Raw genomic sequence first — 14165 nt, 5'->3', positions numbered from 1 at the left:
CGTAATGAGGCTTTTTCTATAACAAACGACCTGTAATAGATCTATTAATTTGTTCTTCTGTTAAACCAAAATCTACAAATCGATTTCTTTTAGTTTTTTCAAAAACATAATCTTTTAAATACTCTAATAAAGTTATATTTGTTTTTTCTAATACACAGTCGTCAGCATCATGTAATGACCATATAAAGTCATCATTTTCAGCAGTTAATAGATAGTAAAAATATGTCTCATACTCTCTTGATAAGTAAAACATTTTCATATCAACAGGATCTAGTTTACCTTTACTTGTTAATATATAACCCAAATCTTCTTTTTCAGATTGTTGAGCATGTCTAAACTTGTTTGGGTTCCATAAATTTTTATACATATAGAACTCATCACTCCATATTAATCCCCCAGAACACCTCCCCATTTGAAGAAGAAATTCTCTAAATTGTCCATGTATATCAAGATTAAGATTTTTAGCAATCAACTCTACCTCTTTCTCAGTATAACCTTGTACTTTTTCAGGATAAAAAGGAAGTTTTGTTCCCTCAACACGGCAGGCAGATAGTTCTTTAACAAAATCGATCATTTTCTTCTCAATAAATTAATTTATATATAGACTAAATAAATTTCCAAATGAAAAATTTACTATTTTATAAAAATTACTCTTCCAACAATTCAAAGTTAAAAAATTTAAAGAGAATTCTATCCTCTTCTAATTGATTTAAGTTGTATTTAACACCATCCCATCCATCTAAATTTTTCTCAATATACATTCTACAAAACTGAGTAAACCTATTACCAACATCATTCAGACAAAGATTAGTAATATTAAAGAATCTAATTTTTATTTTTTCACTATATATATCCGATAAATCTTTGGCTAAAACCATATCTAAATTATAGACTCCATCAAAATAATCAAAATATATATTAATAGAGTATAATTGATCATATTTAACAAATTTTCCATTTAAATTATCAATATCACACATGGCTAAATTCTCCTCTCTTTCATTTTTAATATTTTAAAATAATTGTAAAAGCTAAAACAAATCACTTGAATGCTTATCTGACAAGCATGATTCCTCATAATCAAGAAAATCACTCTTATCATCTAAACATTTTTTAATTAGAGCATAATCAACCTTTTTAGGTATATTAATTGCATAATAGAGTCCACCTTCAAACCCCTCCCAACCACATAAATGAGACTCCAAAGTAGTTAATATTTTTTCAATATATTTAATATCGTTATTTAAAAATACAATTCTTAATGTTGAATTATTAGATGGCTTTATTAAATCATCAAAATAGAGCGTTTTATCATCCATTTCAACCTGAATAAGATCATTAAATGCAAGGTTAGGCGCAAAGAAAGGAATACTTCTAACAAAGTATTGATCAGTCTTGCACATCTCTCCCCATATTAACTCTTTTGAGAGTTCATTGTTTTTATCTAAGTAGTCTATTACAATTTTTTTATTATTCATGATATAACCTTTTATTTAAATATTTGTTGTTTAAATGATATATATTTTAAATACTATTTTCCCCTTATAGATTTAATCATAATATCCTTCTATAAATATTATAATTGCTTCAACTGGTAAAAATGGTTCTTCTTCATAATTCGGCTCACAAAAGCCTATCCCAAATTTAAATGAAGTTAGACCATCCCCATCAATAGCAATATCTTTATCTAATGAAGCCATTAGTTTATAAGCTTCTGATGCAGAAATATTAAATATCTCTATACCATTAAAAGCAACTTGAGCGGGTTCATAAAATTCTAATGCTATAGTTTTATCAGCACTATCATAATATATATTAATACCAATTTCATCATAGCCATCAGTAGCAGACTCTGAATAAGAATTTCGCCAAAATGCTCTAGGCTCATACTCAGAAAAAACCTTTCTTACTTCTTCTCTTTTCATACCAAACTTAATTAAACTAGCTCCCACATATGGGGTTATTTCAAACATTATTATTTCTCAACTATTTTCTAGGTGATTAGTATCTATAAGTAGTATATATAAACACATTTATAATTTTCATCATATCTCTTTTAAAATTTAATTTATATATCACCTATCTATTTTAGTTAATATTCTTCTTTAAGTTTTATCTTTTAATTAGCTCCTTATTTTAAAAATAAAAAAGCTAGACATGCGCCTAGCTTTAAAAATGTTTCATCCTCTAGCTTAAATATAATCAACCTTTTGAGCTTTTAAGATATCAAGCTGCAACATCTTTTTCTTTTTATATTTATAAGCAATAAATAAACCTATAAACCAGATTGGTGAACACTCAAGTGCAATTAAAGTATCATGGTCTAAAGCCAAAATTACGATAGTAAACACTAAAAACAACATGGTCATCCATGCCATAAATAAACCACCTGGCATTTTATATTTTGACTGGATATGTAGCTCAGGACTTTTCTTACGATAATAAATATATGAAAGCACAATCAACATAAACGTAAAAATACATAAAATTGAAGTGAGTGCTGAGATAATCGTAAACGCGGTCATGACATTAGGCACAATAAATAAAATAGAAGTACCAACCGTTACGCATGCCATTGAAAATACGAGTCCGCGAATTGGAACTTTTCTTTTTGACAGCTTACTAAAGCTTTTAGGTGCATCGTTGTCTAAAGCCAAACCGTATAGCATCCGGCTAGTTGCAAAGATTCCACTGTTTGCAGAAGATAAAGCTGAAGTCGCAACAACAAAGTTGATTAAACCTGCCGCAATTGGTAATCCAACCAAGGTAAACATTTCTACAAACGGGCTTTTTTCTGGTGAAACTTTTGCCCAAGATGTGACTGCAATAATACAAACCAACGCGCCCACGTAGAACAATAAAATGCGTAAAGGAATAGAGTTAATCGCTTTTGGAAGTGATTTATGCGGGTCTTTGGTCTCAGCGGCAGTTGTACCAACAAGTTCAATACCTACAAACGCAAATATGGCAATTTGGAAACCAGCCAAGAAACCTGTTACACCATAAGGAAACATCGATTCTGTTTCAAATAAATGGCTCATCGAGGCCTTAACCCCATTTGGAGAAGTAAATCCGGTACCTATTAAATAAATACCCGCCAGAATAAACAGAATAATTGCGGTAATTTTGATGAGGGAGAACCAAAACTCAAGTTCACCAAAAAGCCGCACAGCCACAAAGTTGAGTATGGTTAAGATCGCCAATGAAGTAAATGCCGGAATCCAAACAGGTAAATCAGGATACCAAAACTGCATATACCCCCCGATCACGATTACATCGGCAATGGCTGTAATAATCCAGTTACACCAGTAGGACCAACCAAGGAAAAACCCCGCCCATGGACCCAGATAAGCCGTTGCAAAATCGGCGAATGTTTTAAAATTGGTATTCGCAAGCAACAATTCACCCATTGCCCGCATTACGAAGAAAAAGAAAAAACCAATAATTAAATAGGTTAAAACAATTGAAGTACCCGAAACACTTAATGTTTTCCCGGAACCCATAAATAATCCAGTACCAATTGCACCACCGATTGCGATCATTTGAATATGACGATTTGTCAATGAGCGCTGCAATTTCTCTTCTTCTTGCTCAGTCATATGTTGACTACCAAGAAGATCTCCTTCCAGGAATTGCTTTCCTTTATTCTTACTCATGTAATATTTACTCCAATTTATAGTAACCGTCGTAAATGCTTTAATAATAAATAAATTATATGATTATTAATTTAGTCCATTAAATCATATTAAAAATATTATTAAATCATTTAAAACCTTATAAATTCCTTTTTAAAAGCTATCACCTATAACAATAAAAATTATTCATCATTCCTTTCCTTCATTATTATATTAGCCTGCATTTAAAAATATAATTTTGAAAAATTCTTAAAACATATAAATTAATTACACATTTTATTGAATTATCTTTTATATAATAAAACAGGCTAATTAATCCCAGCTCAGCGAGCAAGATTGTATTTATCCATATACCCATCTTGCGCTAGCGATAATATAGTATTCCTTCTTAAATTTGGTGAAATGTATAGTATTTCTGTTTAATTAACAGCCATTCGCAAATGTTCTGTTTCTTTAAGTTTGTTCACTATCTGTGGGTTCGAGTCCTGTTTAACATGGACGCTTAACACACGGACTAAACCACCATTTTCAACATTTAATTGTTTTGCTTGTGCTTTTGTTATTTGCAATGACTCCTGATAAGGTGTGCCGAATACAAGAATTGCTCGATAATTTTCATAGTTATCGTTGGCCACAATATAGGGTTCATCACCTGAACTAAGAGGAATAGACTCTACAACTTGTACAGTTAAAATCTGGCTTTCTTTAATTGCTCGTAAATTTTCAATATCTGCTTGCAGCGTTGCACCACCATCAAAAATATCTATATAGCCTTTGTAGCGCAGTCCTTCTTCAAGCAAGAGATTGTAGGCTGGTCGAGTATTGGGATGAACAATACCAATCGCGGCTTTAGCATCATCAGGCAGCATATCAACATAGAGTGGATGTCTCGGCATCAACTCAGCAATAAAAGCCTTTTGTCCCACCCCACTCAAATAATCGGCTTTGGTAAATTCAATATTAAAAACTTATGGCCTACCGCATTCCAAAATGGTGACTGCCCATTTGCATCAGAGTATCCACGCATTTCGGCAACAATCGTTTCTTCAAAATATTGGCGAAAGGCAGAGAGAAACAAAAAACGGACTTTAGATAAAAATTTGCCATTTTTATTTAAGCGATAGTCAGGATCTAAAAATAAAGTACAAAGCTCGCTACAGTTAGTATGGTCATTACTCAAATACAAAGTAGGTAAAGCATTATAAACACTTAACGGTTCTGAAGCATGAACTTGGGTTCCTACATGGAAATTGTACCAAGGCTCTTTTAAACCAAGTGCGACTTCAATTCCGCAAACCCCGATAACTTTGTTGAGTTCAGTATCTTCTAAAACAAATAAGTAAACCTGATCTGCTTTTGGAAGTTCACCTGCTACGGTTTTACAGGCCCGTTCAATACGTGCAGCCAACTTTTCCATATTTGGCTGCAAAGATGTCAAACCAAAACCTGCTTTTTGCGCCAACAGGTAAAGGTCATTAACATCCCTAGGTTCAATGTAGCGAATAATCATCATGCTGCTTGTTCATCCTTTTGAATTTCCACAAAGCGAGCAAGCGCACGTTCAAAGCGTTTTAAACCTTCATCAATATCAGCAAATGGAATAATTAAAGAAGGTGTAAAACGTACAACATTTGGACCAGCAATAAGACTCAGCAGACCTTCTTCACCCGCAAGGTTATTAATATCTTTTGCTTTACCAGCAAACTCGTCTTTTAAAACACATCCGAGCAATAAACCACTGCCACGAATTGCTTTAAAGACTTCATATTTTTCATTTAATTGATTTAAAGCGTTTTTATAGTAGTCGTGACGCTCTTTCACACCTTCAAGTACTTCTGGAGTATTAATAAACTCGAATACAGCGCCAGCAACCGCACTTGCTAGTGGATTACCGCCATAAGTTGTACCGTGTGTGCCTACAGAAAAATGCGGCGCAAATTTGTCAGTTGTTAACATTGCACCGACCGGGAAACCACCGCCCAATGCTTTTGCAGTCGTAAGTACATCTGGAATCACACCGTAGTTCATGTAGGCATAAAGTGCACCGGTACGGCCAACACCCGTTTGTACTTCATCAAAAATAAGTAAGGCACCAAACTGATCACACAGTTCACGTAAACCTTTTAAAAATTCGATATCAGCCGGAATAACCCCGCCCTCACCTTGTACAGGCTCTACAATTACTGCACAAGTTTGTTCATTTATGACTGCTTTGGCAGCTTCTAAATCATTAAAGGCAACGTGATTAATGCCATTTGGAAGTGGTGCAAAGTCTTGTGAATATTTAGGTTGACCACCCGCTGAAACGGTAAATAAGGTACGGCCGTGGAAAGCATTGTTAAATGCCACAATGCCACTTTTACCTGCAACACCGCTGTCGAGTCCAACTTTACGCGCAAGTTTTAATGCTGCTTCATTCGCTTCAGCACCTGAGTTACAGAAGAATACCTTATCGGCAAATGTATTTTCAGTGAGTTGTTTAGCAAGGCGTAGTACTGGTTCATTGGTATAACCATTACCGACGTGCCAAAGTTTTTTTGCTTGTTCTGTTAACGCATTGACTGCCACTGGATGCGCATGACCTAATGCATTTACTGCAATCCCGCCTGCAAAATCGATATATTCTTTATTTTCTTGATCCCAGATACGTGAACCTTCACCACGTACCGGAATGAAATTTGCCGGTGCAAATACTGGAACCATCCACTCGTTAAAGTCACCACGAGAAACTGCAAAATTATTCATCTTATCTAGTCCATTAAATTGAATTATTCGGGTTAACTGATGACCTTATTATTCAAAATCAAATTGATTCACAAAATTTGTAATTCAGTAAAAAATGAATTATTTTTTACCAATCTGATAATTGACAATTACATTATGGACAATATTGATCAAATTATTTTAGGTTTACTTAAAGATAACGCACGGATGTCTGTAACCGAGTTAGCCGAAAAAGTTCACGTCTCAAGAGCAACGATTAAAAAGAGAATGGAGTATCTTGAATCTTCGGGCATTATTACCGGATATAAGGTTCGTTTTAAACCAAATGCGGAACGGAATGTCATCCGTGCATGGATGAGCATTATGGTCGAAGGCACCAAAGCACAGTCTGTGATTAAAGAACTACGCCTAGAAAGTGCGGTTGAATGTCTGCATAAAACCAACGGTAAATGGGATATTCTGGTTGAGCTACGTTCCGACACTTTAGAAAACTTCGATAAAGTATTAGAAAGAATTAGAAATATTTCAGGTATTTATAACAGTGAGACCAGTATTTTACTTGCTAGCCATAAGACCTAATTACTGCGTTCAAACTTAAATTAAACATGGGGTGAGCCAACTATACGGCTGAGCTCATCCATTCCCTTTCATTCAAAAATTTCTCTATCACCGCTCGTTAAATCTAAAAGTGCCATCCTCATGATGAACCTCCCCTAACAATCCTCAATAAATTTTTAATTTTTTAAAATAATCAAAATCAAAAACTTAAAATCTAATTTGATTTAAATTCCTACTTTTTTCACTCACTCCCCTCATCAAAGCATTTGACAGAAAATTTAAAACATAATACATATAGTATTATATGTTATATGTTAAAACCTAAGGACAAGGTATAAAAAATGGCTAAAACTCAACTACAACACTTCATTAACGGCGAATATGTTACTAGCAAAGGAAATGATTTCTTCGATTTGGTAAGCCCAGTCACTGGTGAAGTCTATGCACAATCGCCGAATGCGACCGAGGCAGAAGTTGATGCAGCTTATGCTGCTGCAAAAGAAGCATTTAAAATTTGGGGACGTAGTACACCTTCGACTCGTCAAAAAGCATTACTTAACTTGGCAGATGCTATTGAAGCAAATGCTGACCGTTTGATTGAAGCTCAAAGCCGCAATACAGGTCAGTTAAAACATTTAATTGCATCTGAAGAAGTAGGTGCATCGGCAGATCAAGTTCGTTTCTTTGCAGGCGCTGCCCGCTTACTCGATGGCACAGCAACTGGCGAATATTTAGAAGGTTTAACTTCTTCTATTCGTCGTGAACCAGTCGGTGTGGTTGGTCAGGTTACGCCTTGGAACTATCCACTCATGATGGCTGTTTGGAAAATTGCTCCAGCTTTAGCCGCAGGTAATACTGTCGTATTAAAACCAAGTGACACCACTCCTGAAAGTACCCTTTTACTTGCAGAAATTGCTGCACCATTTTTTCCGAAAGGTGCATTTAACGTGGTGTTAGGCCAAGCGCAAGTTGGTTCAAAAGTTGTATCACACAAAACCCCTGCTCTTGTTTCGATTACAGGTTCAGTTCGCGCCGGATTACAAGTTGCTGCTTCTGCTGCGGCAAATTTAGCAAAAGCTCATCTTGAACTTGGCGGTAAAGCACCTGTACTGGTTTTTGAAGATGCAGACCTTGATAAAGCCGTTGAAATGATTGCTTTAACAGGCTATTTCAACGCAGGCCAAGACTGTACTGCTGCAACACGTGTGATTGTGGCTGAATCTGTTCATGACGAGTTTTTAGCTAAACTCGTTGAAGCTGCAAAAAATACCCGTTTTGGCGATCCAGATGATCAAGATGCACTTTATGGTCCACTTAACAATGCCAATCAATTAAAGAATGTTAAAGCGTTTATCGACAACTTACCTGCTCATGCCAAAGTTGAAACAGGTGGAAAACAGGCAGACCGCCCAGGCTTCTATTTTGAACCGACTGTTATTAGTGGCCTAAAACAACACGACGATGCTATTCAGAACGAAATTTTTGGGCCAGTGATTACCGTTCAGAAGTTTACGGATGAAAATGATGCGATTGAAAAAGCCAACGATGTTGAATATGGCCTAGCTTCAAGTGTTTGGACCAAGGATCATGCTCGCGCAACACGTCTGTCACGTGAACTTGATTTCGGTACAGTTTGGATTAATACCCATATTCCTTTAACCGCGGAAATGCCACACGGCGGCTTCAAAAAGTCAGGATATGGTAAAGATTTATCTGGCTACGGTTTTGAAGAATATACCCGTGTTAAACATGTGATGAGTTCAAACGAATAATAACAATGCGTTTTGAAAGGAGATCAAAATGAATAAGCAAGAAATGAAAGATTTGGTGACTAAAGCACACCACGAGTTATTTAATTTGCATGACACCACTGCTCTAGACCGTTATTTTTCTGAAGACTTTATAGAACACTCACCACTCGTTGCAAATGGTATTTCAGGTTTACGTCAACTGGTAGAAGATTGCCCCGATATGCAACATGAAGCTGTACGTGTACTCGCAGATGGTGATTTGGTTGCGATTCATGGCCGCTTTCAAGGCTTAGATGAAAACCCATTGGTTGGTTTTGATATTTACCGAGTAAAAGACGGCAAAATTGTCGAGCATTGGGATGGTCTTGTGGCAGAAGCTGCGCCAAATGTAAGCGGTAGAACTCAACTAGATGGTCCCACTGAAATCGTAACTCACCATGACCCAGAGAAAAACCGCGAGATTGTGACGTCTTTCTTTAAGAAGTCATTAATTGATGGCAATTATGATGCCTTTAAAGAATATACCGACGGCGACCAGTTCATTCAACATAGTCCAGATATTGGTGATGGCGTTAAAGCCGTGATTGATTTTTTGAACAATATCCGTAATGAAGGACAAGGTTTGGTATACTCAAAAACGCATCGCTCCATTGCTGATGGTCAATTTGTATTGACACATTCCGAAGGCAGTATTGCTGGTAACCGACATGCCTATTTTGAACTATGGCGTGTAGATAATGGCAAAATTGTTGAACTTTGGGATGCAATACCTGCTGTGCCTGAAGATGAACAGGCTGTCCATGGTTATGGCGTGTTTTAATAACTATTTATCCGCTTCATTAAGCTAAGTCTTTTGACTTAGCTTTTAGAGAATTCGCCATGTCAGCATATACGATAATTTTTGCACCTATTGCTCAAGCAACTCGTTCGGAACAAGTTGTAGAACGCTTGGAAAATGCAATTATCTCTGGTTTGCTCAAGAGCAATGAACAACTTCCTAATGAAGCAGACTTAGCACGCTTAATGGGAGTTTCACCAATTACCGTTCGCGAAGCACTAAATACTTTACGCGTAAAGGGTTTAATTGATACACGTCGCGGAAGAAATGGTGGAAGTTTTGTTTGTGAGCTACCTTCTGATTTACTTTTAAATCAACATCCTTTGCGCCAAGCTTCAAATGAGTATCTTGCCGATTTAGGCGAGTTTCACAGTGCAATTTTAAGTCATAGTGCCTATCTGGCCGCTCAAAGAACTACTGAATATGAACTTAACAAAATAAAAGAGTTAATTGAACAATTTGAACAAGCCGTTGAAGCAGATACACGTGCACAGCTTGATTTACGTTGTTTACTCACACTCACCTCATTTGCCCAGTCTTCAAGACTGGCAAATCAGGAACTCACGATTCAGGCTGAATGGGCTCCGCTTATCGCCGTACTTTATCAAGATGATGATTTTCACCGTGAGGTTGTAAAACAATATCACCATCTTTTGTCGTCTTTTATGCAAAACAATGAAAATGAAGCTGTGATTCAAGCCCGAAAAATAGTTTCAATGCTGACTGACCAAATGCTTCGATATAAGTTATCGAGTGAATAAAAATAATAAATATGATGGCTTATCAATACACAAGTTAGAAATATGGAATTTTAGGAGTTATAGGAATGACCCAACAGTTAGATATAGAAGAGCTACAAAATTTGTTAAAGACGGTGGTTGACGAAACAACCTCTATTACAGAAAAACTCGCAACTAAGGCGAGCAAGATTTTGTCAAAGCATGCATCTGAAAAAAATGCAGATATTAAGCTTTCAACTTCAGAACGCTCTGCTTTGCAAAAGGAAATTAAAAAAGCACTTAATCAGAGCCATTATAGTCAAGGAACTGGTTTTGCGAGTTATAGTCCGGCAACTCAAGAGGAACAAGACTACTGGACACTCGAATGGTGGTATAAAAAAGAAGATCAATTACAACAAGCAAAACTTGAAAACTATCAAAATGCGCAGCGTTTTTTAGATTTCCGCTCATTTGAGTGGTTCCATAAACCTGCACAAAATAAAAGTCCATGCATACATGGACCTTATGTTGATTATATCTGTAATGGTGCCTACACCATTACCATTGCCCACCCTGTCATGATTCATGACCACTTTATTGGCGTCATTGCGACCGATATTTTAGTTTCGGCTCTCGAAAAACTGCTTATGCCCAAACTCAAAAATATTAAGCAAAAGACTGTCATTATGAATGATTCATCTCGGGTCATTACTTCAAATGACATTAGCATCAGAACCGGGACATTATTTAAAGAAAAGACTGATCAACAGTTTTTCTCGCAACCATGTCAGTCTTTCCAGCTGGTTGTCATCTAAAAAGCAAAGAATATTGGCCTTTTATTCTCGCTTTAGTGTGCCATCAAGGTGATATAGCACTTTAAGCCATTAGCTGTTGTTCAAACTTTCTTCAAACAGACTTGTTTATTCAGGTCTAGGGGAAGTTTTGGCCTAAAAATAGCATCGCCTTTCTGGATGAAAAGCAAAAACAACGAAATTTGAGGTTGAAAAGACATGGAAAATAAAGCGTCTTCCTTAAAAAAACTATCACTATGGCAAGTCACAATTATTGGTATTGCCTATATGACCCCCATGACGGTTTTCGATACTTTCGGTATTGTTTCCGGAATTACCAATGGTCATGTTCCCCTCGCATATTTACTTGCTTTAGGCGCGATGCTGCTTACTGCTTGGAGCTATGCGAGGTTTAGTAAAAACTCAGAAAGATCAGGTTCGGCCTATAGTTATACTGCAGAAAGTTTAGGGCCTAGAAGTGGATTTTTCGTTGGCTGGTGCTCTCTACTCGACTATCTGTTATTACCGCTTATTAATGTGTTGCTGGCTGCAATTTATCTCACCGCACTCATTCCGAGTATGCCTTATTGGTTTTGGGTGCTGGTATCGGCGGGCCTTGTGACTTTAGTCAACTGTTTCCGTATTCGGTTACTTGCCAACTTAAGTCTCGTATTTGTGTTTGCTCCGATTATCCTCATGGTCATTTTTGTATATTTAGTGGTTCGAGGTATTGGTTCGACCCAAGGTTATGAGCATGTGCTTACTCTGGCTCCACTATGGCATGGTCAACAATCGCTATTACCGCTTGTTGCTGGTGCTTCGGTTTTATGTTTTTCATTTTTAGGTTTTGATGCAGTTACTACCCTTTCAAATGAAACCAAACAACCCACCAAGAATATTCCCCGAGCAGTCATGTTAACCACACTTGCGGGTGGGCTTATTTTCTTCACAGCTGCTTGGTTTATTCAACTTTATTTTCCAAACAATGTTCGCTTTCATCATCCTTCAGAAGCATTACCAGAAATTGTGCTTTATGTGGGTGGTGCTTTGTTTCAGTCCATATTCTTATGCGGCCAAATTATGAACACAGTCGCCTCAGGTCTTGCCTCACATGCCAGTGCTTCGCGTTTACTGTATATAATGGGGTCCGACAATATTTTTCCTAAAAAGTATTTTGGAACCATCCATAGCTCTTTAGGGACACCATTTTTCTCGGTTTTATTTGTCGGGCTTATTTCAATGTCGGCTATTTTCTTAGATTTAGCTCAAGTTGTTAGTCTGATCAGTTTTGGTGCGCTCGTTGCTTTTACAGCCGTAAACTTCTCAGTTTTTATGAAATTTTATATTAAAGATAAACAACGTTCAGGTTTTAAAAATAAATTTCTAAACCTATTTTTACCGTTGTTATCGGTCATTAGCATTATTTGTTTATGGCTCAATCTCGACTCATCTTCACTGATTTTTGGATGCTTCTGGTTAACTTTAGGCATTCTCTTATTCATTTATAAAACGATTAAAAAACAAAGTATTGCAATTAGTAATGCTTATTAATTTTTTAAGGAACATCGTCATGAAAATTATTTCTAAACCTCAACTTTTAAAAGATGTGGAATATAAACCAAGTCAGTCTTTACAAGTGGGTAAAGAATGGAGCTGGTTAAATCCAAAACACGCGAAATTTGACTCAACTACGGTTAATGGCACTTCGGTAAATAACCCAGCAAACTACTATGAAAGTTCCCTGTCCGATTGGCATACATTTGACAGTTTAAATGCTGATATTGAATGTGATGTCGTGGTTATTGGTGGTGGTTTATTAGGTTCATCGACTGCCCTACACTTAGCTGAACAAGGCGTAGATACCGTTTTATTAGAAAAAAACCGTATTGGTAGTGCAGCTTCAGGGCGAAATGGCGGACAACTTACCCCAGGTTTAGCACGCTGGGAAGCTCAAGAAATGGCTGACCGATTAAGTTATGAAGATGCCAAAAAGCTATGGCATTTTACTTCTACGGAAGCCATGCAACTCATTGATGATATCTCTGAAAAATACCAACTCAACTTTGACCGTAAATACGGGCATATTACTGCCGCCGTTCATGAAGGACATTTGGTTGGCTTAACCCAAGGTGCCGATGCCCGAAAATACTTAGGTGAAGACCATACTCGTATTGTGGGTAAACATGAACTCATGGACTTTATTAAGTCAGACTACTATACAGGCGGTTTAATTGATGAGTTAGGTGGACAAATTCATCCGTTGGCTCTAAACCGTGGTTTAATTTATGGCTTTTGCAAAAACGGCGGTAGTGTTTATGAACAAACAGAAGTTATTTCAATAGAAGAAAAGGCAGATGGTATTTATGTTCACACAGCAAATGCAGTCGTGAAAGCCAAAAAGTCTGTAGTTTTAGCGGTACACCATGCCTCGTTTAAACTTTTATCTGAGCAGAACAATACCACTATTCCGTTTTACACTTATGTCGCGACCACCGCTCCTTTAGAGTTTGATACCAAAGAGCTTCTGCCATTTGGACATCCGGTTTATGACACTCAGTTCCAGATTGATTACTACCGTCCTGTGTTTAACAACCGCTTATTATTTGGTGGGCAAGGTACTGGCACATGCTGGGGGCCAGAGAAAACTTTAAATTACCTAGAGCATCGAATTCATACAGTTTTCCCTCAAATTAAAAATCTAGAAATGGATTTTGTCTGGAGTGGCACTACTGATTTAACCGTTAATGGTGCAGTCGACAGCCGTAAGTTTGGTAACAAGTTCCCGATTTATGCAGTTCACGGCTGGAGCGGTCACGGCGTGGCACAAACGGTACGTATTGGTAAAGCCATTGCAAATGACTTTGTTGGGCAATCTAATGACTTTGAAATGTTATCTAACATTGACCATCAAAATATTATTTTTGGCCGTACGCTTGCCCCTGTCGTTATTCCACTCGCAAAAAGTATGTATGGCATCGGTGCAATGATTAACCCAGGCAAAATGGTATCTTTCTAATTTAGAAAAACATCATTTTCTAAAAAGGATTCGTACAGTTTTGTGCGAATCTTTTTATATAAAGGCAATATTGCTTTTCAAACTAGGTTATCCCTATTCAATCCATTACAATAGCGCCAGCTTTTTTAGACAG

At 36.8% G+C, this 14165-nt stretch carries 13 protein-coding genes and 1 pseudogene; 7 read left to right on the top strand and 7 right to left on the bottom strand.

The window, feature by feature from the left end; all coding sequences use genetic code 11:
• Positions 1-16: 16 nt before the first annotated feature.
• The 7 genes and pseudogenes from GO593_RS12370 to GO593_RS12340 form a co-directional block, all read right to left on the bottom strand.
• Positions 17-574, bottom strand: a complete 558-nt coding sequence (locus GO593_RS12370; protein ID WP_000564984.1) for a hypothetical protein — start codon at positions 572-574, stop codon at positions 17-19.
• Positions 575-647: 73 nt separating this feature from the next.
• Complete coding sequence (locus tag GO593_RS12365; protein WP_000332832.1) at positions 648-980, bottom strand: hypothetical protein; 333 nt, start codon at positions 978-980, stop codon at positions 648-650.
• A 51-nt stretch (positions 981-1031) separates the two neighbouring features.
• Entirely contained in the window at positions 1032-1478 is a 447-nt protein-coding gene (locus GO593_RS12360) for a DUF4265 domain-containing protein (protein ID WP_001060374.1), read from the bottom strand.
• 72 nt (positions 1479-1550) lie between these two features.
• The gene (locus tag GO593_RS12355; protein ID WP_001984926.1) at positions 1551-1925 is read right to left on the bottom strand and encodes a hypothetical protein; all 375 of its coding nucleotides are present in this window, start codon (positions 1923-1925) and stop codon (positions 1551-1553) included.
• A 267-nt stretch (positions 1926-2192) separates the two neighbouring features.
• Entirely contained in the window at positions 2193-3656 is a 1464-nt protein-coding gene (locus GO593_RS12350) for an amino acid permease (protein ID WP_000041930.1), read from the bottom strand.
• 398 nt (positions 3657-4054) lie between these two features.
• Positions 4055-5148 (bottom strand): annotated as a pseudogene (gene astA / locus GO593_RS12345) (arginine N-succinyltransferase).
• Positions 5145-6380 carry an aspartate aminotransferase family protein gene (locus GO593_RS12340; protein WP_001058609.1) on the bottom strand — a complete coding sequence of 412 codons (1236 nt, stop codon included), beginning with the start codon at positions 6378-6380 and terminating at the stop codon, positions 5145-5147. Before GO593_RS12340 ends, astA begins: the two are co-directional and overlap by 4 nt.
• 135 nt (positions 6381-6515) lie before the next feature.
• Here GO593_RS12340 and GO593_RS12335 point away from each other — a divergent pair, with 135 nt between their 5' ends.
• The 7 genes from GO593_RS12335 to GO593_RS12305 all read left to right on the top strand — a co-directional run bounded on the left by GO593_RS12335 (position 6516) and on the right by GO593_RS12305 (position 14032).
• Positions 6516-6938 (top strand): Lrp/AsnC family transcriptional regulator, encoded by a 423-nt coding sequence (locus tag GO593_RS12335; protein WP_001984922.1) that lies wholly within the window; start codon positions 6516-6518, stop codon positions 6936-6938.
• A 320-nt stretch (positions 6939-7258) separates the two neighbouring features.
• Positions 7259-8689: a gamma-aminobutyraldehyde dehydrogenase gene (locus GO593_RS12330; protein ID WP_001140782.1), complete on the top strand. Its 1431-nt coding sequence runs from the start codon at positions 7259-7261 to the stop codon at positions 8687-8689.
• 28 nt (positions 8690-8717) lie between these two features.
• Positions 8718-9488: a nuclear transport factor 2 family protein gene (locus GO593_RS12325; RefSeq protein WP_001041176.1), complete on the top strand. Its 771-nt coding sequence runs from the start codon at positions 8718-8720 to the stop codon at positions 9486-9488.
• Between the two features lie 59 nt (positions 9489-9547).
• Positions 9548-10267: a FadR/GntR family transcriptional regulator gene (locus GO593_RS12320; protein WP_001277437.1), complete on the top strand. Its 720-nt coding sequence runs from the start codon at positions 9548-9550 to the stop codon at positions 10265-10267.
• 65 nt (positions 10268-10332) lie between these two features.
• The gene (locus GO593_RS12315; protein WP_000193721.1) at positions 10333-11040 is read left to right on the top strand and encodes a cache domain-containing protein; all 708 of its coding nucleotides are present in this window, start codon (positions 10333-10335) and stop codon (positions 11038-11040) included.
• 195 nt (positions 11041-11235) lie between these two features.
• Positions 11236-12567, top strand: coding sequence for an APC family permease (locus GO593_RS12310; protein WP_000428065.1), 1332 nt, complete (start codon positions 11236-11238; stop codon positions 12565-12567).
• Between the two features lie 19 nt (positions 12568-12586).
• Entirely contained in the window at positions 12587-14032 is a 1446-nt protein-coding gene (locus GO593_RS12305; protein WP_000691961.1) for an NAD(P)/FAD-dependent oxidoreductase, read from the top strand.
• Positions 14033-14165: the final 133 nt, after the last annotated feature.

This window comes from Acinetobacter baumannii (assembly GCF_009759685.1).
In the GTDB taxonomy this organism is placed as follows: domain Bacteria; phylum Pseudomonadota; class Gammaproteobacteria; order Pseudomonadales; family Moraxellaceae; genus Acinetobacter; species Acinetobacter baumannii.
This window is presented reverse-complemented; position numbering and strand designations above follow the sequence as displayed.

Bases quoted from the DNA above. Each gene is read 5' to 3' on its own strand.
- GO593_RS12370 (WP_000564984.1), bottom strand. From the start codon at position 574: ATGATCGATTTTGTTAAAGAACTATCTGCCTGCCGTGTTGAGGGAACA.
- GO593_RS12365 (WP_000332832.1), bottom strand. From the start codon at position 980: ATGTGTGATATTGATAATTTAAATGGAAAATTTGTTAAATATGATCAA.
- GO593_RS12360 (WP_001060374.1), bottom strand. From the start codon at position 1,478: ATGAATAATAAAAAAATTGTAATAGACTACTTAGATAAAAACAATGAA.
- GO593_RS12355 (WP_001984926.1), bottom strand. From the start codon at position 1,925: ATGAAAAGAGAAGAAGTAAGAAAGGTTTTTTCTGAGTATGAGCCTAGA.
- GO593_RS12350 (WP_000041930.1), bottom strand. From the start codon at position 3,656: ATGAGTAAGAATAAAGGAAAGCAATTCCTGGAAGGAGATCTTCTTGGT.
- GO593_RS12340 (WP_001058609.1), bottom strand. From the start codon at position 6,380: ATGAATAATTTTGCAGTTTCTCGTGGTGACTTTAACGAGTGGATGGTT.
- GO593_RS12335 (WP_001984922.1), top strand. From the start codon at position 6,516: ATGGACAATATTGATCAAATTATTTTAGGTTTACTTAAAGATAACGCA.
- GO593_RS12330 (WP_001140782.1), top strand. From the start codon at position 7,259: ATGGCTAAAACTCAACTACAACACTTCATTAACGGCGAATATGTTACT.
- GO593_RS12325 (WP_001041176.1), top strand. From the start codon at position 8,718: ATGAATAAGCAAGAAATGAAAGATTTGGTGACTAAAGCACACCACGAG.
- GO593_RS12320 (WP_001277437.1), top strand. From the start codon at position 9,548: ATGTCAGCATATACGATAATTTTTGCACCTATTGCTCAAGCAACTCGT.
- GO593_RS12315 (WP_000193721.1), top strand. From the start codon at position 10,333: ATGACCCAACAGTTAGATATAGAAGAGCTACAAAATTTGTTAAAGACG.
- GO593_RS12310 (WP_000428065.1), top strand. From the start codon at position 11,236: ATGGAAAATAAAGCGTCTTCCTTAAAAAAACTATCACTATGGCAAGTC.
- GO593_RS12305 (WP_000691961.1), top strand. From the start codon at position 12,587: ATGAAAATTATTTCTAAACCTCAACTTTTAAAAGATGTGGAATATAAA.